Consider the following 24,358-nt stretch of genomic DNA (forward strand, 5'->3'; position numbering starts at 1 on the left):
CCGCCGCGGCAGGCCGAAAGCCCGCAGTGTCCCCGCGGGGACAGAGGAAGGGCCGCAGGCAGCGACAGGGCGGGAGTGGGAAAAAGAGGCCCGGCAGAGGTGCCGGGCCTTTGGGTTTTCCGGTGCTGTCCCCGCGGGGACAGCCGGCGATTTTCGATCTGAAGGGCGGGTCAGTTCAGGATCTTGAACTCAATCCGGCGGTTCTTCGCCCGGTTCTGCGCCGTATTGTTGGGCACCAGCGGTGTGGTTTCACCGTATCCAACGGCCACCAGCCGTGCGGCCGGAATGCCGGTTTCCTGCAGATACCCGTTGACCGCCGCTGCGCGTTTTTCGCTCAGCTGCATGTTCCAGGCGGCTTTGCCCTGGCTGTCGGTGTGGCCGCCGACCTCGACGACCATGCCGGGGCAGCGGCGGATGATATCCGAGAGACTGTTGAGAAAGTCGCGGGAACTGGCATCAAGCCGGGCGGTGGAGGGCGCAAAATTCACGCTGCGGCCTTGCGACAGGATTTCGAACCGTCCGGCACAGGCCTCGCGGCTGAAGTCGCCGCTGGATTCCAGCGCAGTGGCGGCCCCGGCGGCGGCTGTCCCCGCGGGGACAGAGGCGCTGCCCGGGGCGGTGCGGTCAAACATCAGATCCATGCTGACCAGCCCGACAGGGGTTATGGTGACGCCCGCGGCTTCCTCCAGCTTTTCGCGGCCGGGGTTCAGCTTGAACGCCTCAAGCTTGAGGATGACCGGCTGCACGGTGGCAACGGCGACGCGGTCGGTGCCGAGCAGTGTTACCGCTACCGGTACGGTCAGATCTGCCGTGACCCCATGCAGCGACACGGTGACCGGCAGCTCGATCTGTTTACGCTGCACTGCAGCAAGATCGGCGATCTGCGCCGGGTCGATCCGGGCGGTGACCACCGCCTCGGGGTAGGTGAAGGTTTCAAAGAACAGGAACCGCATTCGAACGTTGCGCAGGTCGATGGAGGTATCGACGGAATCAAGCGCGATGTGGATCTTGGCCTCGCCCTGGCCGGAGATGCTGCCGGAGAAGGCGGCAAAGCGGCTGGATTCCGCAATGCTGCCCTTTTTGATCGATATAAAGCGGATGGCAGAGGAGTCAGGGTTGAGCTGCCAGCCGTGCTCAAACGGGCCGGCGGCCAGGGCCGGGCGGATGAGAAATGAGAAAACTGTTAAAAATAAAAGAGTTATACGTATCATGCGCGATCCTTTCGGGTTGCCAACGTGAAATTCCCGCCAGCAGGCAGGGACGAAAGAGACGGGCCCAGACTAACAGCACACTTGCTGCCGGGCGCAAGGGCACGATAGTTTCGTAACCAAATACCCTTAAGAATTGCGAAGCTGCCCTGCGGGGCGAGAATTGGAGCAGATGCGTGCGTGGTTTGATGATCTGGGTCCGGCTGGTGGTGCTGGCTGTTGCGGCGGCTTGCTGGGGGGGCAAGGTGCTGTCCGAAGAACGGCTGGCGCTGGTGATCGGCAATTCGGCTTACGGTGCGGTGCCGCCGTTGGACAATCCGGTGCGCGACGCCCGGCTGATCGCAGAGACGCTGGAGCGCCTGGGCTTTGAGGTGACGCTTGCCGCGGATGCCAGGCAGATTGAAATGAAGCGCGCCATCGGCCAGTTCGGACGCAAGCTGCGCGGCGCCGGAGAGGACGCAACCGGTCTGTTTTACTATGCCGGCCACGGGGTGCAGAGCTTTGGCAGCAACTATCTGCTGCCAGTGGATGTGGCGCTGGCGGATGCGGCCGATCTGGATCTGATGGCGGTGGAGGCGCAGTCGGTTCTGCGGCAGATGGCCTCGGCCAGGAACCGCACCAATCTTGTGATCCTGGACGCCTGCCGCAACAACCCGTTCAAAGACATTGCCGACCTGAATGAAACCGGCCTGGCAGAGATGAAGGCGCCGACCGGCACCTTTCTGGCCTATGCCACGGCGCCGGGCGGAGTGGCGCTGGACGGCGAGGGGGCGAACAGCCCCTTTACCGAGGCGCTGGCGCGCGAGATCACGGTGCCGGGGCGGCCTGTGGAACAGGTGTTCAAGCAGGTGCGCCGGGCGGTTCTGGACCTGAGCGGCGGCGGCCAGACGCCGTGGGACACCTCCTCGCTGGTGAGTGATTTTGTGTTCCTGCCAGCCGAGCCTGAACAGGTGATGAGCGCTGCGGAACTGCAGGAGGCGCAGTTCTGGCAGTCGGTTCAGGCGTCGCGGGATGCGATGCAGATCATGCTGTACCTGCGCGGCTACGGCGATGGTAAATACGCCGATGAGGCGCGGGGGCTGCTGTCTGAACTGATGGCGGAAGAATTGCAGGGCGGGGCGGCGGTTGCGGCAGCGCCGGTTGCAACCGCCCCGGTTGCGTCAGCGCCGGCGGCGGCTCCCGCACCGGCCGCTGCGGACGCGGAAACGGCGATGTTCCAGGCCGCGCAGGACGATGGCAGCCAGGCGGCGTATGAGGCTTATCTGATGGCCTATCCGGAGGGGCAGTTTGCCGGGATAGCGGCGGCGGAAGCGGCGGCGGTGAAAGCCGGCGCAAGCCAGGACCCGGCGGCTGGCGATGAGGCGGCCCCGGCGGCGCTGCAGCCGGATCCCGCGCCGGCGGCGCTGGCGGAGGCGGGGCCGGTCACCTATGCCAGCCCGATGCAGTCGGAGATGCCGCAGATTGCCGGGCTGACCCTGGCCGAGGCGGTGACCCGCTCGCCCGTGTTTCCGCCCATTGAAGGCCTGCCGGAGAGTTATTGGAAGGATCAAACCTGCAGTGCCTGCCACCAGTGGACGCGGGACCGGCTCTGCACCCAGGGCAACACCTATCTGAGCCTCAACATGCAGCGCTCGCTGGGCAAGCAGCATCCGTTTGGCGGGGTTTTGAAACAGACGCTGAAAAGCTGGGCGGCGGGCGGTTGCCAGTGACCGGCTGAGGGGCTGCTGCAACAGGGCTGGGCTGAAACAGGGCAGGGAGGGCTCCCGCCTGCTGCGGTGCATTTGAAAATGCACCTCTGCCGTTGGGCGCGGCGCTGTGCTGGGCACAGCGCTGGGTTCCACCTTTGGAAAAGCAGACCTTTCGCGAAGCAGCATTTGCGGGGTCATTGGCTGAGAAGCGGTTAACGGCAGTTCTGCCCTCAAGGCGCCATGCCGAGGCTAATCCGCCCTTTGCGGCCTCAAGGGTGAACCACGCGTGCCGCGCGGCTGCCGGCGCAGCCATTGATCCCGTAAAGGGCGGGGGAGCGCGCTGCGCGTCGGCGCAGCGCCCGGCCCAAGGCCGCCAAGGCCTGGCGGCACAAGCCGCGGGTCTGCGGGCGCGGGAGTTCTGCGCTTTCAGTCAGTTGGTCACGGAGCATGGGTGGTGATCAGGAAATAGACCCATTCGCCTTTGAAATCAGGGTGTTCGGCGCGGGCCTGTGCAACTTGGACGCGCAGGAACTCAAGGTAGGGGGCCGCGGGTTCGCTGAGCGGACGGAGATCCGCATAAAGCGGGTGCGAGGCGGCAAAAGCGACGGCGATTTCCTGGCCGTAGGGCGGGCCGACAGTGATTTGCAGACCGGGATCGCCGGCCTCTCTGGCGCCGACACGCAGGGCGCTTTTGGGGGCGGTCTTGTCAAGCGGCGCCTGCGCGTTCGGCGCGAGATGCAGCACTGCGCCGCCGGCGTCGAAATAATCCACATAGACATAGGCCGGGTAGTCCGGCGCGGTGAGGTCGAAAAACAACCGTTCGCCGCCAGAATAGTCGAGCACCCGGGCATGGGCATCGGCGCCGACCAGCAGCGGATTGGTGATCTGGTCGGTGCTTTGCGGCAGGCCGACACCTGCAATCCCCGCCAGCGCGCCGCATTGCGGGCGCGGCAGCAGGCGCATCTGATCCGAGACCGTGATATCGGCCCCCATCCGGGCCTGAAGTGCGGCCAGGACGGGGCGGCGAAGCCCGTCCTCGGGCAGGTGGCCGCGCACCTCCAGCGTGGCGGTTTCGGGGGTAAAGGCGGCCTGCAGGCGGGAACAGGGCACAGCAGCGAGGATACCGGCAACCCCATCGCGCAGGGGGGCGCCTTCGGCCATCGCATCGCCGGGTTGCACGAAGGCCTGAAACGCGGCGAGGGAGACCGGGTCGATATCGCCGAAGCCGCCCTGGAAGGCCAGCGCGGCCTTGATGCGGGGGGCATCGGGGACGGCGGCCGGAGTGTGTTGCGGATTGGGCGCGGCGACGGCCAGCGGGGCGGCTTCGGGCTGTGCCTCGGGGCTGGGCTGGCTGGCGGGAGCGGCTTGCGGCAGGGCCGCGGCACCGGGGGGGACGGCAGCGGCGGCGGTCAGCGTGGCAGCGGTATCCGGAAGCCGGACGCCCGGATCCTGCGCTGCGGCCAGCAGGATGGGCGCGGGTGCCGCGGGCACCGCCGGTTGAAAGGCTGCTGGGGCAGGTGCCGCAGTTGCGGAGGGCAGCTCAGCGGAATTGGCCTGCTGCGGGGCCGGGCGGGAGCCGGCCAGGCTGACGGCCGGGACAGCGGTGCTGGCGAGCCTGTTTCCGGCGGTCCGGACCGGGGCAGCTGCAGGAGCCTGTGCCGTTGAGGGAGCAAGGTTTGCCGCCGCAGGCGCGGCGGATGTGAGGCGGTCCGCTGCGGGTGCTTGCGGCCGGGCCTGCGACTGGGGGATGGCACCGGCATCAAGACCCTGCGTTTGCGCTTCGCTTTCAGGGGCTTGTTCGCCTTCGGGCGCCTGCGCCACGGCCTCGGAGCGGGGGATGCGGTGGGCCTGCAGGTTGAGGCGGCTTTCCGGGTTGGGCTGCTGCGGCACCGGGTCGGGGGTGAGCGAGATCAGCAGCGCGCCAGCGCCCGCGGCGTGGACCAGCGCCGAGGTCGCAAGACCCAGCGCCCATATGGCAGGGGCCCGCATCATCCTTCGGTTTCCGGTGTGACCACCAGCACCACGTCCTTGAACCCCAGCGCCTCGCCCTGGGCCACCAGCGGCAGCACCCGGCGCAATTCAGCTGCGCGGTGGGCGTTGATGCGCAGGCGCAGCTCCGGGTCTTCTGCCAAGAGGGCGGAGAGGGCAGGGGAGAGGGCCTCGCGGGGGATGGCATCGCCGTCGAGGGCCAGATCGCCGCTGGCGGAAATGGCCAGGGTGATGCCGCCCGCGGGCATGTCGCGGCCGGTGACGGCGGTGGCGGGGCGGACATCAAACGGCGCGGTGGCGTCCATCCGGCCGATCAGCATGAAGAACACCAGCAGGAAAAACACCACGTCGATCAGGGCGATGATGGTTTCCGAATGGGGGCTGCGGGCGGGGCGGTTGAGTTTCATGGCGCCGCCTCCAGCCGCAGCACGCGCAGACGGGTGACGCCGGCAAGTGCTGCGCTGTCCATCACCGTAATCAGGGCCTGGGTCCGGGCGGCGCCGGAGGGCAGGATCACCACCTGGGTCAGGGGGGCATCGGCCACCGCGGCGGAGAGGGCGGCGTGCAGGGTTTCTGTGGTCAGCGCCGTGCCGCGCAGGACGGGCACGCCATCGGCGCCGAGGCGGATCATCAGGGTTTTCGCTGGTGTCCGGGGGCTGGCGGCCGGGCCTTCGGAGGGTTTCACCGCCGGGATCATGTCGAGGTTCAGATAGGTGGAGGTCACCATGAAGAACACCAGGAGGATCAGCATGACATCGATCATCGGCACCAGCGAAATCAGGGCGCGGGGGCGGGCGGGCCGGTGGATCCTCATGGCAGCTCTCCCGTGTCAGCGCGACCCGTCGATCAGCAGCAGGCGGCCGGCGGCGCTTTCGATGGCCTGGGCGGCGGCGTCGATGCGGGCGGCAAACAGCCCGGCGGCAACGGCGGCGGGGATGGCAACCAGAAGGCCCGCGGCGGTGGTCAGCAGCGCCTGCCAGATGCCGCCCGCAAGCACCGAGGCATTGGCGGCGCCCTGCGCCAGTTCCAGCTCCTGGAAGGATTGGATCATGCCGAGCACAGTGCCGAGGAGGCCGAGCAGAGGTGAAACCATGGCGATCAGCTCCAGCAGGCGGATCAAGGCGTTCATCCGGCTCACTTCCTCATTGCCGCGGCGGGTGAGCTCGTCTTGCAGAAGGGGCCCGCGCAGACCTTCCTGCAAGGCCTGCATGGCATAGCGCATCACCCGGTCCGCCGGGGATTTGCCGCCTGCGACACTGTCCTGCGCCTGCTTGCGGTCGCCGCTTCTCCAGAGCGCCAAGGCCTGTTCGCGGGCGGCCCGGCCGGAGCGGACCGGCCAGAGCTGGATCAGCTTCACCGCAATCACCGTCAGCGACAGCAGTGACATCAGCGCCAGCAGCGCAATCACCGGTCCGCCGGTGCCGAAGATTTCCCAGGTGCCGCTCATGGCCTATTTCACCAGCGGCGCGGCAGCGCGGGAGCCAAGCTCCAGAAACGGGAAACAGTCGATCTGGTCCTGGTTCTGGGGCTGGCAGGAGGTGATGTCGTGCAGCAGGATTTCCGAGATGTTGCTGCAGTTGAGTTCGGGGATTTCAAAGAGTTTCAGAGTGGTGCGCTGGACGGGCAGGGGGGCGGCGTCGATCGACAGCAGCCGGTCGATCACCCCCTGGCCGTCGAGGATGGCGAGCGACATTTCAAACCCTTCGAAGCTTTTGCCGGTCTGGTTGCGGAACAGGAAGAAGGCGCGGCAGCCGCCGCCTTCGATCTCCTCGGTCTTGTTCAGCTCAACCCGCAGCGGACCGGTCTCAGCCGCGGCGGTGAGCGGCAGGCAGATCAGGGTGAGGGCAGTCAGCAGGCGTTTCAGGGGCATCACTGTCTCCGGGTTCCGGTGGGATGCCCAGCCCGCAACCGCTGCGGGCCGGGCTGTTTCGCGGTCAGACCAGGGCGGTCAGCGCCTTTTCGATCTTGTCCATGGCGTCGCGGGCCGAGTCGAGATCGCGGCGTTTCAGATGCCGGGCGGCCACATGCAGGGCGCGGCCGAGACGATCGCGGACCTCGCCCGGCGCGCGGGCGACATTGGCCTGCAAGGATTGCGCGCGCTTGACCTGGGCGCCCAAGCTGCGCTGGTCCATCTCGCGCTGGCCGCGTTTCATCGATTTGGCCTCATCCTCGCGGTCCTGGCCGATGCGGGCGACGGCGCGTTCGATCACCACGACCATGGTCTCGGCCTCTTGCAGGCGGCCGTCGTTGATCAGGCTGACGGATCTGGCGAGCGCGCGTTTGAGTTTCAGCTCCAGCGGGCCGGGGGCCAGGCCGATACGCGGCTGGATGCGTTTCAGGCGGCGCTTGAGCGGTGCGATGGCCTGGGGGTCGATGCCGGAGGCGGAGATATCGGCTGCCTCTTCCCCGGCCGCCTGGCCCTCGGCCTTTTCCGGTTTGAGACTGTCCAGCAGGTTGCCGCCGTCATCATAGAACAGCACGTTGACCTGGGGTTTGTTGCGCCGGAGGAAAGTCTTCAGCTCGGTGACCATCCGCTGCGGCGCGCTTTCGCAGGTCATTTCCATCTCGCCGGAGCGCACCACATAGGTGCCCCAGGCCATCGGCGGGCCGCCGCCCTCCTTCTTCATCGGGGTCTTCAGGGTTTCCGGTTTCTTGCCCGGCTGGATCATCAGCAGCGGGTCTTTGGCCTGGTCCAGACAGAAGGCGAAACTCATCCGTTTCTTGCAGCCCTCGCGAACCATCGCTTTGACTTCCTTGCCGGAAATGCGCTCAATACTCATTATTCGCCCGCCGCAAAAAGCTGTGAAAACATTTGACTTTAGGATGCCGATAAGGCTCACTTGGGGTCAAGTTTTAGTTTCAGATTAGGGCAGCCTTAACCACCAGGCCCGAAAAGGGTGGGGGCTGCTTGACGTTAAGTCAATAGAGCCGCAGAACCGGAAAAATAGCGGGGGGCAAGCGAGACAATGGATCCGGCAGCATTACTGCAATCCAAAGGGGACGACGCGCCCAGCGGCGAGAACCTCGAATACGATCCAGCCTTCACAGAGATGGAGCTGGCCGCCCAGCCGGGGGAAGAGTCGGTTGTGGGCAACGAGACGATCGAAGCCACGGATCCGGATTACCGCGAAGTTCAAAAGAAAGCCCTGGAGGTGCTGGAGCGCAGCCATGATCTGCGGGCCGCAGTGTTCCTGGCCGATGCACTGCTGCAGTCCGAAGGGCTGACCGGTTTTGCCGATGCGACGGCCTATATCCGCGGCTGCCTGGAGGGCTTCTGGGAGAGCTGCCACCCGGAGCTGGATGAGGACGACGGCGACCCGACCATGCGGATCAACGCGGTGCAGGATCTGTGCGGCCAGCCGGACGGAATGGCGGGGCCATCGCCGCTGTACCGCTCGCTGCGCCGGGCGCCGCTGTCCGAAAGCCGCGGTTTCGGCCGCTTCTGCCTGCGCGACATCGAGATCGCCGAAGGGGTGATGACCGCCCCCGAAAGCATGGAGCATATTCCCGACACGGCGACCATCGGCGCCGCTTTTCAGGACAGCGACGAAGAAATCGTGGCGGCAAGGCTTGCGGCAATCGTGTCGGCGGAAGAGAATGTCCGGGCGATCTCGGCGGTGTTCGATGAGCAGACACCGGGGCAAGGCCCGGATCTGAGCACGCTGATCAAGCTGCTGCAGCAGATCGCCAAGCGCATCCGTGCCTACGCCAACATGAGCGCTGAGGAAGAGGCCGGCGATGACAGCGCTGCAGAGGATGCAGCGGCTGACGACGCCGGAGAGGCCGCACCGGCTGCTGGCGGGACTGCCGCGGCGGCAGCGCCGGGGGTGATCAATTCGCCGGCGGATGTGTCCAGCGCGCTGGACCGGATCATTGCCTATTACCGGCGGCGGGAGCCGTCGAGCCCGCTGCCGATCCTGCTGGAGCGGGCGAAGAAACTGGTGGGGGCCGACTTCCTCACCATTATGAATGACATGGCCCCGCAGGGGGTGGAGAATGTCCACCTGATCGGCGGGATCGAAGACGACGACGACTGACACGGCGACTGACACGGGGCCTGCCGCGCTGCACGGCGCCGCGGCCGCCGTGAAAGCAAGACGAGTAAGGAGACCTAGATGGCCGGAAGTTCACAGAAATTCATTGCCCGCAACCGGGCACCAAGGGTCCAGATCGAATATGACGTGGAGCTGTACGGCGCTGAGAAGAAAGTGCAGCTGCCGTTTGTGATGGGCGTGATGAGCGACCTGGCGGGTAAATCCGAAGTGGAGCAGCCCGCGGTTGCGGACCGCAAGTTCCTGGAAATCGACGTCGACAACTTCGATGACCGGATGAAGTCGATGGCGCCGCGCGCCGCCTTCACCGTGCCCAACACGCTGACCGGCGAAGGCAATCTGGCGGTCGACATCACCTTTGAGAGCATGGACGATTTCAAGCCCGCCGCAATTGCCGCCAAGGTGGAGCCGCTGCGCGAGCTGCTGGAGGCGCGCACCCAGCTGTCAAATCTGATGACCTATATGGACGGCAAGACCGGCGCCGAGGATCTGATCTCGAAGATCATCCAGGACCCGAGCCTGCTGAAGACGTTGGCCGCGCAGCCGAAACCCGGCGGCGACGCCGAGAGCGAAGAATAAGAGGGGAGGACGAAGATGGCTGAAGAAGAACTCCAGGCGGAAGCCGCTGCCGGCGAATCCGCCTTTGGCTCGGCCGAATTCGCGAGCCTGCTGCAAAAGGAATTCCGCCCCAAGTCGGATCAGGCCAAGACGGCTGTTGAAAGCGCCGTCAAAACCCTGGCTGAGCAGGCGCTGGCAAACACCGCGCTGGTGTCCGACGATGCGCTGCGTTCCATCGAGAGCATTGTGTCGGCGATCGATGCGAAGCTGACCGAGCAAGTCAATCTGATCCTGCACAACGAGGAATTCCAGCAACTGGAAAGCGCTTGGCGCGGTCTGCATTATCTGGTCAACAACACCGAGACCGATGAGCAGCTGAAAATCCGGGTGATGCCGATCACCAAGAAGGAGATGTCCAAGACCCTGAAGAAATTCAAGGGCACCGCCTGGGACCAGTCGCCGCTGTTCAAGAAGATCTACACCGAGGAATTCAGCCAGCTGGGCGGCGAGCCCTACGGCTCGCTGGTGGCGGATTATCATTTCGACCACTCGCCGCCGGACATCGAACTGCTGGGCGAGATGTCCAAGATCGCCGCGGCCGCGCATGCGCCGCTGATCACCGGCGCCAAGCCGACCCTGTTCCAGATGGACAGCTGGTCGGAACTGTCGAACCCGCGCGATCTGACCAAGATTTTCCAGACCCCGGAATATGCCGCCTGGCGGTCCCTGCGCGACAGCGAGGATGCCAAATACGTCGGCTTGGCGATGCCGCGGTTCCTGGGCCGTCTGCCCTATGGCTCGAAGACCGACCCGGTTGACGAGTTTGCCTTTGAAGAAGACACCGCAGGCGCCACCAGCGACAAATACGGCTGGGTCAACGCGGCCTATGGCATGGCGGTGAACATCACCCGCTCGTTCAAGATGTACGGCTGGTGCTCGCGGATCCGCGGCGTGGAAAGCGGCGGCACGCTGGAAAACCTGCCCTCGCACACCTTCCCGACCACCGATGGCGGCGTCGATCAGAAGTGCCCGACCGAAATTGCCATCGACGACCGGCGCGAGGCGGAACTGGCGAAGAACGGCATGATGCCGCTCTTGCACCGTAAGAACACCGATGTGGCCACCTTCATGGGGGCGCAATCGCTGCACAAACCGGCCGAATATGACGATCCGGATGCCACCGCCAACGCCAATCTGGGGGCGCGGCTGCCGTATCTGTTCGCCACATGCCGGTTTGCGCACTATCTCAAGTGCATGGTGCGGGACAAGGTCGGCTCGTTCAAAAGCCGTCAGGACATGGAGTCCTGGCTGCAGGACTGGATCAACAACTATGTTGATTTTAACGCGGATATCTCTTCGGAGAACGAGAAGGCGCGCAAACCTCTGGCCGCCGCCGAAGTGGTTGTGGAAGAGGTCGAGGGCAACCCGGGGTATTATACCTCAAAATTCTTCCTGCGCCCGCATTACCAGCTTGAGGGGCTTTCTGTCTCGCTGCGGCTGGTATCCAAACTGCCCTCGGAAAAGGGAGGCTGATTTTCCACTCCCCAGCCTCAAACGATCATAGTGCAGTAGAGATCTTAGTTATTGAAAGGATAGAAAAATGGCTGCTAACATGTTTGTGCAAATTTCGGATGTCGAGGGTGACGCCACCGAGGAACAGCACAAGAAATGGATTGTCATCCAGTCCGCAAGCTGGAACGTCGAGCGTGCCGTTGAAATGACCGATCTGGGCTCGACCCAGCGGATGCATGCAAACTCCAACTTCGGCAAGATTGAGCTGACGTCGCAGATGGGCAAAGCGTCGAACGGCCTGGCGCTGTCGGTGGCCAATGGCACCGTGCGGCCGGAAATCATCATGCACTGGTGCCGTTCGGGCGACAGCGCCAGCGCAGGCCTGCTGGTCTATTCGGTCTGGAAGATGAAAGACGTGGTTGTCGACAGCTACTCGATCTCGGCTAGCGAGGACGGGATCCCGGAAGAGACCTGGTCGCTGGCTTATGCGTCGATCGAGCATGAGTACAAATCGACCAACCAGAAAACCGGTAAGCTGACCACGGAAGGCACCTTCAAGTGGAACGTTCAGACCGGCAAGGTCGAGTAAAACCATTGGCCGGCCCCGGGCGTATTTGCGCCCGGGGTCTGTTTTTCCCGGCGTATTTGCAGCCTCCACCCTAGTTGCGGAGTAGACCCCGATGACACCCGAAGAGCATTTGAAAGCTGGTGATCCCAGGGCGGCGCTGGAGGCGCTGCAGCAAAAGATCCGGGGTGATGCGAGCAATGCCAAGCTGCGGGTTTTTCTGTTTCAGCTGCTGTGCGTGCTGGGCGACTGGAACCGGGCGATTGCCCAGCTGAAGGCGGCGGCGGGTTTGGATGAAGGCGCCACGGTGATGGCGCAGGCCTACCGCGAGGCGATCATTTGCGAAGTGTACCGCGAGAAGGTTTTTGCCGGTGAAAAGGCGCCGCTGATCCTGGGCGAGCCGGAGGAATGGCTGGCGCATCTGATCGAGGCGCAGAAACTGCTGGCGCAGGGCAATCCCAAGGAAGCCGCCGAGCTGCGCGCGAAGGCGTTTGATGCGGCGCCGGCCAGCCCCGGCCAGATCAACGGCAAGGCATTCGACTGGATCGCCGATGCCGATATGCGGCTGGGCCCGGTGCTGGAAACTGTGGTGAACGGCAAATACTACTGGCTGCCGTTTGCGCAGATCGTTTCTTTCGAGGCCGAGGAGCCGAGCGATTTGCGCGATGCGGTCTGGACCGCCGGCACGCTGACCCTGGCGGGCGGCGGTTCGGTGGCGGCAATGATCCCGACGCGGTATCCGGGCTCTGAGAAAGCCGACGGGCTGTCGATGCTGGCCCGCGCCACCGTGTGGGAGGATGCCGGGGCGGACACCTATACCGGCCTTGGCCAGCGGCTGCTGACGATTGGCGATGAAGATATTGCCATCATGGATGTGCGCACACTCCGGATGGATGGGCATGACGTAGAGAATGGCTGATAAAACACTGGCCGAGCGCCTGCAGCCATCGCTGCTGGACCGCCTGACAGACAATGCACCTGGCGATCTGAAGGAAACCCGCGAGAGCCGGGTGATCGATCTTTCGCGCTTGCGGGACATCATTCAGCGCGATTTGTCCTGGCTGCTGAACACGCAGAATGTGGAAAGCCATTTCGATGCCCGGAGATACCCGTCGGTCTCGGCTTCGGTGCTGAACTACGGGCTGATCGAAGTGGCGGGCGAAGCCTCGACCAGTGAAAAGGCCGAATCGATCCGCCGGTCGATCAAACAGGCGATTGCCACATATGAGCCGCGGATCATCGAAGGGTCGGTGGATGTGCAGCTGCAGGAAGGCACTGATGCCACCGAGATGACCGTGGGGCTGGAAATCCGTGCCGATATGTGGGCGCAGCCGATGCCGCTGGAGCTGTATTTGCGCAGCAAGGTCGATCTGACCACCGGCGAAGTGGAAATGGAAAGGGCCATGTAAGATGGATACACGGCTGCTGACCCATTACGAGAATGAGCTGAACTATTTGCGCGACATGGGCGGCGAGTTTGCTGCCGCCTATCCCAAGATCGCCGCCCGGCTGGGAATGGAAGGGGTCGAGGTTCTTGATCCCTATGTGGAACGGCTGCTGGAGGGGGCCGCTTTTCTGACCGCCCGCGTCCAGCTGGAGCTGGAGCTGCAGTATCCGAATTTCACGTCGAACCTGCTGGAAATCATCTATCCGCATTACCTGGCGCCGACGCCGTCGATGATGATTGCATCGTTTGAGCCGGATGTGGCGAATTCGGCGGTCAAAAGCGGCTATGTGCTGAAGCGGGGATCGACCCTGCGGTCGCGGCTGACCGAGGGCGAACAGACGCCGTGCGAATTCCGCACCTCTGCCGATCTGACGATGTGGCCGATCCAGATCACCGAGGCGCAGTATATCGACGGCCGCGGCGAGCTGGTCGCGGCGGGGGTTGCCGCGGGATATGATGCCCGCGCCGGCATCCGGCTGCGGATCAAGCGGATTGACGGCGATCCGATCAGCAAACTGGGGATGGATGATCTGGCCCTGTATCTGACTAGCGAGGCGGGCAACAGCTGGCCATTGCTGGAGCTGCTGTGCACTCAGGTGCAGGGGATCGTCGCGCGCTCCACCGACCGGCGGGCGGACTGGCAGCTGCCGCTGCGCGGGGCCAAAGTGGTGCAAAAGGGGTTCAGTCCGGAGGAGGCGCTGCTGCCGCAGCCGCGCCGGGTCTATGACGGCTACAGGCTGTTGCAGGAGTATTTTGCAATGCCGGAGCGGTTCCGGTTTGTGGAACTGCAGGGGCTGCAGGCGGGGTTGAAGAAATCCGCGGGCAACGAGGTTGATCTGTACATCCTGCTGCGGGAGGGTATGCCGGAGATTGCCCCGATCATTATGCCGGAAGTGTTCAAGCTGAACACGGTGCCGGCCGTGAACCTGTTTGAAAAGCGCTGCGACCGGGTGCGGATTGCGCCGATCGATACCGAACACCATGTGATCCCGAACCGCACCGCGGGTCTGGATTTTGAGATCTACGGGCTGAACAGCGTGGTCGGGATCAGCGGCGAGGGGGAGGACGACGTGATCTTCCGCCCGTTCTATTCCGCCAATGATTTTACCGCTGCGGGCGAAAGCCACCCGGCTTATTACACCGTCAAACGGCGGATGCGGCAGCGCTCGGAGAAGGAGCGTCTGCGCGGGGTGCGCAGCTCTTATCTGGGGTCGGAAGTCTATCTGACGCTGGTGGACCGGTCGCAGGTTCCCTATTCCCCGGGGCTGGAGCAGCTGGCGGTCAACGCGCTGTGCACCAACCGCGACCTGCCGATGCTGCTGGCTACTGGCAATGATGATGTATTCCACCTGCCTGAAGGCGGTCCGGTGCGCAAAGTGACGCTGCCGGTGTCGCCGACCCGCCCGCATCCGACGCTGGCGCAGGGGGATACCGCCTGGCGGCTGATTTCGCACCTCAGCCTGAATTACGTGTCGATTGCCGAGACCGGCAAGGGCCAGTCGGCAGAGGCGCTGCGCGAGTTGGTCGGGCTTTATGCGCCGCTGGGCGACCGGGTGACGGAAAAGCAGCTGGAGGGGATCCTGTCGGTGGACGCACGGCCCATTGTGCGGCGGATGAGCGACGAGATCCTGTCGACCGCGGTGCGCGGGCTGGAGATCACCCTGGGCTTTGACGAGAGCTATTTCGAGGGCAGCAACATCTATGTGCTGGGGGCCGTTCTGGAGCGGTTCTTCCGCGGCTATGCCAGCATCAACTCATTCACGGAGACAGTCCTGAAGACTGAAAAACGCGGGGAAATTGCCAGATGGCGACCGGAAAAGGGCCTCGGCCGGACGATCTGAGCCTGTATGGCCGGTTGGCCATGGCGCCTGAAAAGCACCATGTTTTTCAGGCCCTGCGGGTATTGGAAGCGCATTTCGATGACGCCCCGCGTCTTGGCGAAAGCCGCCGCCCGCGCGAGGACAAGCTGCGGTTGGGGCAGGAGGCGGAACTGGCGTTCCCGCCCTCGACCATTGCCGCATTCAAGCCGGCTGAGGGGGGGAAACCTGCCGTTCTGACCAACCGGTTCTTCGGCCTGTTCGGGCCGCAGGGGCCGTTGCCGCTGCATCTGACCGAATACGCCCGCGACCGCAAAAGGAACCACCGCGACCCGACGATGGTGGCCTTTGCCGACATGCTGACACACCGGCTGATGAGCCTGCTGTACCGGGCCTGGAGGCAGGGCTCGCCCGCCGTCAGCTTTGACCGGGCGGACGATCCGATGGCGCGCAAGGTGTCGTCGCTGATCGGCTATAACGGGTTCAAGTTCACCGGCCGGGATGACATGCCCGATCTCGCCAAGCTGCATTTTGCCGGCCATCTGGCCAAGGGTGCCAAGAATGCCGAGGGGCTGGTGTCGATCCTGTCGGCGTTTTTTGAGGTGCCGGTGCAGCTGCAGGAATTTGTCGCCAGCTGGCTGGAGCTGGAGCCGGATGACCGCTGGCAGCTGGGCTCTGGCGGCCTGGGCCAGTCCACCAGCATCGGCGACAAGGTCTGGAGCCGCTCGGCCAAGTTCCGGATCCGCATCGGGCCGCTGAAACTGGAAGATTATGAACGGCTTTTGCCGGGCGGCGAGCCATTGAAACGGCTGCGGGCGATTGTGCGCTCTTATGCCGGGGATTTTCTGGATTGGGACGTGAACCTGGTGCTGGCGGGCGACGAGGTGCCGCGGGCATCCTTGGGCGGCAGCACCCGGCTGGGGCATACCAGCTGGATCCGGTCGCGCCCCGATCCGGACGCGGACCAGCCGGACGTGAATGATTTATATCTGTACCCTGGATTTGGCGCCGGGGCTGAAGAGCGAGTAGAGGGAGGGATTTAGGATGACCGAGATCAGCCGCGTGGCGCTGTTTGGCAAGCTGAACAAGCTGGGATACCAGGCCGTTGAGAGCGCAACCGTGTTCTGCAAGATGCGGGGCAACCCCTATGTCGAATTGGTGCATTGGATGCATCAGCTGCTGGCGCAGCAGGACAGCGACATGCACCGGATCATCCAGCATTATGATCTGGATGCCGGCAAGATTGCCACCGAACTCACCCGCGCCCTGGATATGCTGCCGCGCGGGGCCTCGACGATCTCGGACCTGTCGGACCACCTGATGGATGCGATGGAACGCGGCTGGGCCTGGGGCTCGCTGCTGTATTCCGCGGGCCAGGTGCGCAGCGGCCATCTGTTGCTTGGCATGCTGAAGACTCCGGCGCTGCGCAACATTCTGTCCTCGATGTCGCCGGAGCTGGCCAGGATCGGCGCTGATGATCTGGCCGACAACTTTGATAAGGCAACCGATGGCTCGCCCGAGGAACGGCTGGGGGCACAAGACGGCTCCAACGTCACCGGCGGCGGGGCGGAGCCGGGCGAGGCTTCGGGGTCGATGGCGCCGGGTGCGATGGGCAAGGGCGAAGCGCTGCAGCAGTTCTGCACCGATTTGACCGAACAGGCCCGCAATGGCGAGATCGACCCGATTGTCGGCCGGGATGAGGAGATCCGCCAGATTGTCGACATCCTGATGCGGCGGCGGCAAAACAACCCGATCCTGACCGGCGAGGCCGGGGTCGGCAAGACCGCGGTGGTCGAGGGTTTTGCCCTGCGGATCGCGCGCGGCGACGTGCCGCCTGCCTTGCATGATGTGCGGCTGCTGGTGCTGGATGTGGGCCTGCTGCAGGCCGGCGCCAGCATGAAAGGCGAGTTTGAGAACCGCTTGCGCCAGGTGATTGACGAGGTGCAGGCGAGCCCGGTGCCGATTGTGATGTTTGTCGATGAGACCCACACGCTGGTGGGGGCCGGCGGTGCGGCGGGCACCGGCGACGCGGCCAACCTGCTGAAACCGGCGCTGGCGCGCGGGACGCTGCGGACTATCGGTGCCACCACCTGGGCCGAGTACAAGAAATACATCGAGAAGGATCCGGCGCTGACCCGGCGCTTTCAGGTGGTCAAGATCGACGAGCCGGACATTCCGAAGGCGATCCTTATGATGCGCGGCATTGCCTCGATGCTGGAAGGCCATCACCGGGTGCAGGTGCTGGACGAGGGGATCGAGGCTGCTGTCAGCCTGTCGGCCCGGTACATCCCGGCGCGGCAGTTGCCGGACAAATCGGTGAGCCTGCTGGATACGGCCTGTGCCCGCGTGGCGGTCAGCCAGCATGCGGTGCCGGCCGAAGTGGACGACAGCCAGCGCCGGATTGAGGCGCTGACCACCGAACTGGAGATCATCGGCCGGGATGAAACGGCGGGTTACGAGGTTGCTGACCGGCGCGAGGCGGTGGAGGCGGCAAAGGCAGTTGAAGAGAAAAGGCTGGCCGGGCTGACCGAGCGCTGGGACAAGGAAAAGGCGGTTGTCGAGGGCATTCTGGACCTGCGCGCCAAGCTCCGGGAGGGGGCCGCGCCCGTGGATGCGCCGGCTGATGCCGGGGACGACGCGACGGAGGGCGCCGTCGGAAGCCCGTTGACGGAGGACGAACGCGCCGGGCTGATGCAGCAGCTGAAGGACAAGAATGCCGAGCTGGAAGCGCTGCAGGGCGACTCGGCGCTGATCCTGCCGATTGTGGATCATCAGGCCGTGGCAAGCGTGGTGGGCGACTGGACCGGCATTCCGGTGGGCCGCATGGTCAAGGATGAGATTGAGACCATTCTGAATCTGGAGGAACGCCTGGCGCAACGGGTGATCGGCCAGGATCATGCGATGAAGATGATCGCCAAGCGCATTCAGACCAGCCGCGCCGGGCTGGATAACCCGAACAAGCCGATCGGGGTGTTCATGCTGGCCGGGACCTCGGGCGTGGGCAAGACCGAAACCTCGCTGGCGCTGGCCGAGGTGCTGTATGGCGGTGAGCAGAACGTCATCACCATCAACATGTCGGAATACCAGGAGGCCCATACCGTCAGCTCGCTGAAAGGCGCGCCGCCCGGCTATGTCGGCTATGGCGAAGGCGGGGTGCTGACCGAGGCGGTGCGGCGCAAGCCCTACTCGGTGGTGCTGCTGGATGAGGTTGAGAAGGCGCACCCGGATGTGCATGAGATCTTCTTCCAGGTGTTCGACAAGGGGGTGATGGAGGACGGCGAGGGCCGCATCATCGACTTCAAGAACACGCTGATCCTGCTGACGTCGAATGTCGGCACCGAGACGATCATGGATCTGTGTTCCGACCCGGACCTGATGCCGGAGCCGGAAGGCATGGCGAAGGCACTGCGCGACCCGCTGGTCAAAGTGTTCCCGCCGGCCCTGCTGGGGCGTCTGGTGGCGATCCCCTATTATCCGCTTAGCCCGGAGATGATCGGGGAGATCACCAAGCTGCAGCTGGGCCGGATCCAGAAGCGGGTGCAGGAAACACATGGGGTGCCGTTCGAATATTCGGACGCCGTGGTCGAGGAAATCGTCAACCGCTGCCAAGAGCTGGACAGCGGCGGCCGGATGATCGACGCCATCGTCACCAACACCATGCTGCCGGATATCTCCAACGAATTCCTGCGCTGCCTGATGGAGGGCAGAGAAGTGCAGAAAGTCGCCATTGGGGTCACCGGCGGGGAGTTCACTTACGCGTTTGATTAATCGCGCCTGAGGGTAAAATGCGGGAAGGAAGCCCCATGGTTAAACAAGTCGAGATGGACCTGAAGAACCTGGACATCAAAGTATCCGGGCTGGAGCTGGTCGAACCGCCGGACCTGTCGTTCAAGGTGGTGGTCGAGCTCGGCAAGAAGATGGAAAAGCATCCCGTCAAGGACAAGAGGACTCAGCTGGTGATCACCAGCAAAGCGCTGGACGGGACCGTGTTCGACGCGGCCTGATGGATGATGAAGGACCGCCGGGCGCCAAATGTGCCCGGCAAGACGCAAACGACCGGGTGGAGAATTGTATTGGACAGCAGCGCGCAAACCGCAGTGACGCTCCGGGACAGGGCCCGGGAATTTGTTGAGCGCACATGGGTGACCAACGCCATTCTGGGGGTGATCATTTTCAACGCGATCACCCTGGGAATGGGCACCTCTGATACTGTCCAGGCCCATGCCGGCGGTCTGCTGGATGTGATCGACCGGGTGGTGCTGGGCATCTTTGTGGCGGAGCTGGCGCTGAAGCTTTTTGCCTATGGCCTGCGCTTTTTCACCTCGGCCTGGAACATATTCGACTTCGTGGTGGTGTCGGTGGGTCTGCTGCCGGACAGCCAGGGCCTGTCGGCGCTGCGCGGCCTGCGCGTGGTGCGGGCCCTGCGGCTACTGTCGGTGGTGCCGCAGATGCGGGCGGTGGTGCAGGCGCTGCTGGACGCGCTGCCGGGCATGGGGGCTGTGATCGTGATGATCTCGATCGTGTTCTATGTGTTCGGGGTGATGGCGACGCTGATGTACGGCGATACCTTTGACGCCTGGTTCGGCACCCTGGGGAGGTCGCTCTATTCGCTGTTCCAGATCATGACGCTGGAAAGCTGGTCGATGGGTATCGTGCGTCCAGTGATGAAGGAATTTCCCTTCGCCTGGGCGTTCTTTGTGCCCTTCATCGTGATCACCGCGTTTTCGGTCCTGAACCTGTTCATCGGCCTGCTGGTCAACACCATGCAGTCGGCGGTGGAAGCGGAGGCCGAGGCCGAATTCGAGCAGCTGCGCGATCTGGTCAAATCGGAGACTGACGTGGTGGATGCGCATGTCCTTGAGCTGCACGAGGAAATCAAGGCGCTGAGGGCGGAGATCGCGCAGATGAAAGGGCGGGACGATGGCTGACAGCTCGCAGAAATTCATCGCCCGCAACCGGGCGCCGCGTGTTCAGATCGAATATGACGTGGAGCTTTATGGCGCCGAGAAAAAGGTGCAGCTGCCCTTTGTGATGGGGGTGATGAGCGACCTGGCAGGCAAATCCACGGTCGAGCAGCCCGCGGTTGCCGACCGCAAGTTTCTGGAAATCGACGTCGATAATTTTGACGAGCGGATGAAATCGCTGGCGCCGCGCGCGGCATTCACGGTTCCCAACACGCTGACCGGAGAGGGCAATCTGGCGGTTGATCTGACGTTTGAAAGCCTGGCGGATTTTTCGCCGGGGGCCATTGCCGCCAAGGTGGATGCGCTGCGTCCGCTGCTGGAGGCGCGCACCCAACTGCAGAATCTGATGGCCTATATGGACGGCAAGACCGGCGCTGAGACGCTGATCGAGACGATCCTGAACGATCCGTCGCTGCTGGCGGCGGTGTCGGCGCCGCCGGGGGATGCGGGCAGCGCGGCGGCCTTGGAAAGCCTGCGCAACCTGGAGCTGCCCGGGGAAGAGGCCGGCAGCAGCGATGATGTGCTGGCCGGACTTGCGGCTGCGGCACCGGCGGCTGCGGCCCCCGAAGATACGTCCGGCGGAGTTCTGGACGCGCTGCGCGACGCGGCGCCGGAAGATCAGGCGGCTGAGGATGCCTCGGCGGGGGTTCTGGAAGGTTTGCGGGAGGCGGCCCCCGAGGATGCTGCAAGCGAAGATGCATCCGCTGACGTGCTGGCCGGGCTGAGCGCCGCCGCACCGGCAGACCCCGAACCGCGGGACGACGCGGCGGATGCCTTGGCGGCTTTGGCTGCGGGCGGCGTGCCGGAAACGAAAGAAGAGGACGGGGCGGACACAGTTCTGGAGGGGTTGGCGCAGGCGGAGCTGCCTGAAGCGGTGGAAGCCGATACCTCCGGCGATGTGCTGGCCGGGCTGGCGGCGCAGGAACCCGCGGACGCTGGCGGGGAGGATGCGTCAGGGGCGGCGCTGGAAAGTCTTGCAGCCGTGGAAATGGCGGAAACTGAACGGGAAGATCATTCCGGTGTTCTGGACTCGCTCGCAGATATTGATGTGCCGGAGCAGGCAGATACGGCGGCGGAGGATGAAGCGGAAGACGATACCGCGGGTGCCGCCTTGGAGAGTTTGGCGGCGGCAGATGTTCCGGACGCGGATGCGGCTGATGAGACCGCATCGGTTCTGGATGAACTGGCCGCGATCGAAGCGGACGGCGGCGGCGATGACACGGCGGGGGCCGCTCTGGACAGCCTGGCCTCGGTGGAGATCGCCGAGGACGGGACCGAAGATGTTGCCGGCGTTCTGAGTGAACTTTCAGATGTTGCGCCGGAGGCAGAGGATGACGGCGGCGAAGCCGCTGCGGTGCTGGACAGCCTGGCTGAAACAGCGGGCGAAGACGATGTTGAGGAAGGCAGCCTGGACGCCGTTCTGGACGGCCTGCTGGACGATGCTGAGGTGGAGGAAAACACCGGCCGCGCGGCAGAGGATGCACTGGACAGCCTGGCCTCGGCCGAGACTGCAGAAACGGCGGAAGACGAGGCCGGTGATATTCTCGAAGGCTTGCTGGAGGGCGGCCTGGAACAGGATGAAGACACTGCTGAAGATCTGGGGGCGGTGCGGGACAGCCTTGAAACGCCCGAGGAAACTGACGGCGGGGACAGTGCGGCCGACGTGCTGGCCGGGCTGGTGGAGGATCTTCCGGAGGACGCGCCAGTGAAGGAGGATGGCCTGGACGGTATCCTTGGCGGTCTGGAAGAACCGGAGGACGATGCCGGGGACGGCGGTCTGGATGATTTGCTTGCGGATCTTGGCGGTGATGCGCTTGGCGAGGACGCGGCGGAGGACGTCCCGGATGACATACTGGCGGGCCTGGGCGAAGACGAAGACGCCGGCGGGGCTGACAGCGCACTCCTGGAACCGGATGCCTTGCCGGAGGGTGGAGAGGAAGCGGAGGCGCCGGCCGGCGATGATGCTCCGGACAGTCTTTTGGGAGACCTGACTGACGAGGATGAGCCTGTATCCGCGGAAGATCCCGATGCGCTTTTGAGGGGACTGGAAGAAGAGCCATCCGTGGATGCAGCGGAGGATGGCAGCAGCTTGGGTGATTTGCTGGGCGGATTGGATAGTTCAGCGCCCGCAGATGAGGACAGTTCCGAACTGAATGCGCTTGTTGATGGCGGGGACGCGGAGGGCGGCGATGATCTGGACAGCTTGCTGGGCAGTCTGGACGAGCCGGAAGATGCCGCGGCTGAAGATGAAGACGACAGCAGTCTTGATGATCTGCTAGGCAGTTTGGACGATGATGCCGCCGCCGAAGATGATCTGGATGCGCTGCTGGGCGGTCTGGAGGAAGACGGCGCAGAGGCGGCGGAGGATGCCAGCCTTGATGATCTTCTGGGTGATCTCGGCAGCGAGGAAGAGGGGGGCGATCTGGACGGTCTGCTGGCAGGCCTCGGCGAGGAGGCTTCGGCGGAAGAGGCGGCAGATGACGGCAGTGCCGAGGATGACCTGGATGCTCTGCTTGGCGATCTGGGGGATGCGGAGTCCGACCTGGACAGCCTGATGGGCGATGACGGGGATATGGATCTTGATGATCTGCTGGGAGATCCTGCTAGTGATGGCGAGGATGCCGGAGACGCGGGCGGCGAAGATCTGGGCGCGCTTTTAGAAGATCTGGACGCCGGGGAGGGTGACCCCGCGGCAGAGGCTGCGGCGGTTGACGTGCCGGATGATCCTGAATTCGCTTATGGCACCCTGAGCGCGGACCGCCCTGACCTGCAGAAGCTGGAGCGCAAGCGGTTCCGGCTGGCCATTCTGGGGGATTTCTCAGGCCGCGCGGCCAAGGGCCAGCTGGAGACCGGCGATGGTCTGGCGGCGCGCAAAGCGATCCTGCTGGATCCTGACACGGTCGAGGATGTGATCGAGAGCTTTGCGACCGAGCTGGTGCTGCCGATCGGCAAAGAGGATGCCGGGATTGCGGTGAAGCTGAAGGATCTGGACGGGCTGCACCCGGATGAGCTGTATGAAAACGTTGAGCTGTTTTCTGAGCTGGCGGGACTGCGCAAACAGCTGCAAAGCGGTGCGACCGCGGACCATGCGGCGGGCACGCTGAAGGCCTGGGCTGAGAAATACGGCACCAGGGCGCGGGCGCCGAAGCGGACCTCGGCGGGCAATTCAGTGCCGGCCGACAGGCGGCTGAGCGCGTTTCAGAAGTTGATCGGGGCAACCGGCATCACCCCGCGCCCGGCCTCGCCGGTGGAGGAGTTGCTGGCGCGGATCGTCGGCCCGCATATCCGGGCGCTGCCGGACCCGGATGCGGCGGCGATGCAGAAAGCGGTGGATGAAGCGCTGGGGCACGCGATGCGGCTGGTGCTGCACCATCCTGAATTCCAGTCGGTGGAGGCGCAGTGGCGCTCGCTGGACCTGATGGCGCGCTCGATCGAGGCCGACGATACGCTGGATGTGATGCTGTATGACATCTCGGCCGAGGAATTGGCGGCGGATCTGGCGGCGGAAGAAGATCTGTCGAAAACCGGGATTGCGCGGCTTTTGACCGGTGCGCCGCTGGACGAGGAGACCGGGCGCGGCGGCTATTCGGCGCTGATCGGCATGTATCAGTTTGAAGAGACGCCGCCGCATGCGGAGCTGCTGGGCCGAATTGCGCGGGTGGCGGCGCATGTGGATGCGCCGTTCTTTGCCGCGATTTCGCCGGAGTTCCTGAAGACGCCGAAGGCGGAGCGGCCCAAGCTGGTCGCGGACGCCTGGGATACGCTGCAGGGCATGGCGGAGGCCGGGCATCTGGGGCTGATCAGCCCGCGGTTCCTGCTGCGGCGCCCCTATGGCGAGAAGACCGAACCTTGTTATGAGTTGGATTTTGAGGAGTTTACCGAAACAGAAGGTCTGAAGGGCATGCTTTGGGCCAATCCGGTGGTGCTGGTGGCAATCCTGCTGGGGCGGTCGTTCCGTGAGAACGGGCCGTCGCTGCAGCTGGGTAAAATCATGACTTTGGGGGAGATGCCCTATCATTATGTGAACGACAAGTTCGGCGACCAAGTGGCGCTGCCCTGCACCGAGCGCAATATTGACCTGGACAAGATTGCACTGGCGCAAGAACGCGGGTTCATGGCGGTGAGCGCGGTCAAGGGGCGGGACGAGGTGCGGCTGACCTCTTTCAATTCGCTAAAGGGCAGCGAGATTCTGGGGCCCTGGACCGGCTTGCCGGCGCCGGAGCCCTCGCCGCCTGATCCGCGGGGAATGCCGGAACCGGCAACTGCTGCGGGCGAGACCGAGGACGGCGATGACCTGGATCTCGATTTGGATTTGGGCGGAGATGATGGGGATGATCCCGGCCTTGATGATCTGGATCCTGGAGACGGCGGCGGGGATGACGATGGTCTTGGGGATCTGGACGACCTGTTGGCGTCGTTCGGGGACGACGGCGATGACGATGACGACGACGGCGAAATGGATGCAGACCTCGCCGCGCTTTTGGATGATTTATGATGCGGATGTTTGAGAACACTGCCGGCGATTTCCGGCCCGGTTCCCGTCGCGGAAAGGAGGACC

General features: G+C 64.3%; 20 protein-coding genes and 1 pseudogene. 14 read left to right on the forward strand and 7 right to left on the reverse strand.

What is annotated here, in order from left to right:
- Positions 1-170 precede the first annotated feature (170 nt).
- Positions 171-1,211 (reverse strand): OmpA family protein, encoded by a 1,041-nt coding sequence (locus VOI29_RS02775; protein ID WP_323775915.1) that lies wholly within the window; start codon positions 1,209-1,211, stop codon positions 171-173.
- Between the two features lie 173 nt (positions 1,212-1,384).
- Here VOI29_RS02775 and VOI29_RS02780 point away from each other — a divergent pair, with 173 nt between their 5' ends.
- Positions 1,385-2,917 (forward strand): caspase family protein, encoded by a 1,533-nt coding sequence (locus VOI29_RS02780; RefSeq protein ID WP_323775916.1) that lies wholly within the window; start codon positions 1,385-1,387, stop codon positions 2,915-2,917.
- Positions 2,918-3,334: 417 nt separating this feature from the next.
- On the opposite strand, the gene VOI29_RS02785 is transcribed toward VOI29_RS02780, so the two are convergent.
- The 6 genes from VOI29_RS02785 to VOI29_RS02810 form a co-directional block, all read right to left on the reverse strand.
- Positions 3,335-4,888, reverse strand: coding sequence for a DUF4384 domain-containing protein (locus tag VOI29_RS02785; RefSeq protein WP_323775917.1), 1,554 nt, complete (start codon positions 4,886-4,888; stop codon positions 3,335-3,337).
- Complete coding sequence (locus VOI29_RS02790; RefSeq protein WP_323775918.1) at positions 4,885-5,292, reverse strand: biopolymer transporter ExbD; 408 nt, start codon at positions 5,290-5,292, stop codon at positions 4,885-4,887. Before VOI29_RS02790 ends, VOI29_RS02785 begins: the two co-directional genes overlap by 4 nt.
- Positions 5,289-5,699 carry a biopolymer transporter ExbD gene (locus VOI29_RS02795; RefSeq protein ID WP_323775919.1) on the reverse strand — a complete coding sequence of 137 codons (411 nt, stop codon included), beginning with the start codon at positions 5,697-5,699 and terminating at the stop codon, positions 5,289-5,291. The genes VOI29_RS02790 and VOI29_RS02795 overlap by 4 nt, the downstream gene beginning before the upstream one ends.
- A 15-nt stretch (positions 5,700-5,714) precedes the next feature.
- On the reverse strand, positions 5,715-6,332 hold the full coding sequence (locus VOI29_RS02800; protein ID WP_323775920.1) for a MotA/TolQ/ExbB proton channel family protein: 618 nt from the start codon (positions 6,330-6,332) through the stop codon (positions 5,715-5,717).
- 3 nt (positions 6,333-6,335) lie between these two features.
- Positions 6,336-6,755 (reverse strand): hypothetical protein, encoded by a 420-nt coding sequence (locus VOI29_RS02805; protein ID WP_323775921.1) that lies wholly within the window; start codon positions 6,753-6,755, stop codon positions 6,336-6,338.
- A 64-nt stretch (positions 6,756-6,819) separates the two neighbouring features.
- Positions 6,820-7,665 carry a hypothetical protein gene (locus VOI29_RS02810; RefSeq protein WP_323775922.1) on the reverse strand — a complete coding sequence of 282 codons (846 nt, stop codon included), beginning with the start codon at positions 7,663-7,665 and terminating at the stop codon, positions 6,820-6,822.
- Positions 7,666-7,851: 186 nt separating this feature from the next.
- Between VOI29_RS02810 and tssA the strand changes: the two genes are divergently transcribed.
- From tssA to VOI29_RS24545, 13 genes and pseudogenes are all read left to right on the forward strand, one after another.
- A complete protein-coding gene (gene tssA / locus VOI29_RS02815; protein WP_323775923.1) occupies positions 7,852-8,922 on the forward strand; it encodes a type VI secretion system protein TssA in 1,071 nt (356 codons plus the stop codon).
- A 78-nt stretch (positions 8,923-9,000) separates the two neighbouring features.
- Positions 9,001-9,516, forward strand: coding sequence for a type VI secretion system contractile sheath small subunit (gene tssB, locus VOI29_RS02820; RefSeq protein ID WP_129373174.1), 516 nt, complete (start codon positions 9,001-9,003; stop codon positions 9,514-9,516).
- 15 nt (positions 9,517-9,531) lie between these two features.
- Positions 9,532-11,028, forward strand: a complete 1,497-nt coding sequence (gene tssC, locus VOI29_RS02825; protein WP_323775924.1) for a type VI secretion system contractile sheath large subunit — start codon at positions 9,532-9,534, stop codon at positions 11,026-11,028.
- 67 nt (positions 11,029-11,095) lie between these two features.
- A complete protein-coding gene (locus VOI29_RS02830) occupies positions 11,096-11,596 on the forward strand; it encodes an Hcp family type VI secretion system effector (protein ID WP_044008849.1) in 501 nt (166 codons plus the stop codon).
- Positions 11,597-11,687: 91 nt separating this feature from the next.
- A complete protein-coding gene (locus VOI29_RS02835; protein ID WP_323775926.1) occupies positions 11,688-12,491 on the forward strand; it encodes a type VI secretion system accessory protein TagJ in 804 nt (267 codons plus the stop codon).
- Positions 12,484-12,981: a type VI secretion system baseplate subunit TssE gene (gene tssE / locus VOI29_RS02840; protein ID WP_323775927.1), complete on the forward strand. Its 498-nt coding sequence runs from the start codon at positions 12,484-12,486 to the stop codon at positions 12,979-12,981. The genes VOI29_RS02835 and tssE overlap by 8 nt, the downstream gene beginning before the upstream one ends.
- A 1-nt stretch (position 12,982) precedes the next feature.
- Entirely contained in the window at positions 12,983-14,860 is a 1,878-nt protein-coding gene (gene tssF, locus VOI29_RS02845) for a type VI secretion system baseplate subunit TssF (protein ID WP_323775928.1), read from the forward strand.
- Entirely contained in the window at positions 14,824-15,879 is a 1,056-nt protein-coding gene (gene tssG, locus VOI29_RS02850) for a type VI secretion system baseplate subunit TssG (protein WP_323775929.1), read from the forward strand. The genes tssF and tssG overlap by 37 nt, the downstream gene beginning before the upstream one ends.
- Position 15,880: 1 nt before the next feature.
- A complete protein-coding gene (gene tssH, locus VOI29_RS02855; protein WP_323775930.1) occupies positions 15,881-18,604 on the forward strand; it encodes a type VI secretion system ATPase TssH in 2,724 nt (907 codons plus the stop codon).
- 35 nt (positions 18,605-18,639) lie between these two features.
- Positions 18,640-18,840, forward strand: a complete 201-nt coding sequence (locus VOI29_RS02860; RefSeq protein WP_323775931.1) for a hypothetical protein — start codon at positions 18,640-18,642, stop codon at positions 18,838-18,840.
- Between the two features lie 69 nt (positions 18,841-18,909).
- A complete protein-coding gene (locus VOI29_RS02865; protein WP_323775932.1) occupies positions 18,910-19,764 on the forward strand; it encodes an ion transporter in 855 nt (284 codons plus the stop codon).
- Positions 19,757-20,257, forward strand: a pseudogene (tssB, locus tag VOI29_RS02870) (type VI secretion system contractile sheath small subunit); the annotation flags it as partial. The gene VOI29_RS02865 and the pseudogene tssB (VOI29_RS02870), both read left to right, overlap by 8 nt.
- A gap of 531 nt (positions 20,258-20,788) precedes the next feature.
- Positions 20,789-24,295 (forward strand): type VI secretion system contractile sheath domain-containing protein, encoded by a 3,507-nt coding sequence (locus VOI29_RS24545; protein WP_416361473.1) that lies wholly within the window; start codon positions 20,789-20,791, stop codon positions 24,293-24,295.
- Positions 24,296-24,358 lie beyond the last annotated feature (63 nt).

Source organism: Leisingera sp. (assembly GCF_034669605.1).
In the GTDB taxonomy this organism is placed as follows: domain Bacteria; phylum Pseudomonadota; class Alphaproteobacteria; order Rhodobacterales; family Rhodobacteraceae; genus Leisingera.